Raw genomic sequence first — 268 nt, forward strand, 5'->3', positions numbered from 1 at the left:
TCCGATGTACAGCCGCAACCGCCGACGCGAGCGACGCACGGATGTGATCGAGATGCTCAAGGCGGAGTATCGGGTGCAGGACGTCGTCGATTATTCGGGCCTCGAACACGACGACATTTTTCTGGAGGGCACGGGCGCGATGGTGCTCGATCACGTGACGCGCATCGCGTACACGGCGCGCTCGCGACGCGCCGACCCCGTCGCGCTCGAACGCTTCTGCACGCATTTCAACTTCGAGCCGATGTGTTTCGATACGGCTGATTCCAAT

Annotated in this window: 1 protein-coding gene; it reads left to right on the top strand. The window is 61.6% G+C overall.

Features of this window, described 5'->3' with window-relative positions; all coding sequences use genetic code 11:
- Positions 1–268 (top strand): arginine deiminase-related protein (locus SB753_RS37680; RefSeq protein WP_410805238.1); only part of this gene is annotated, 268 nt, incomplete at both ends.

It is taken from the genome of Paraburkholderia sp. SIMBA_053 (assembly GCF_046534895.1).
GTDB lineage: Bacteria > Pseudomonadota > Gammaproteobacteria > Burkholderiales > Burkholderiaceae > Paraburkholderia > Paraburkholderia caledonica.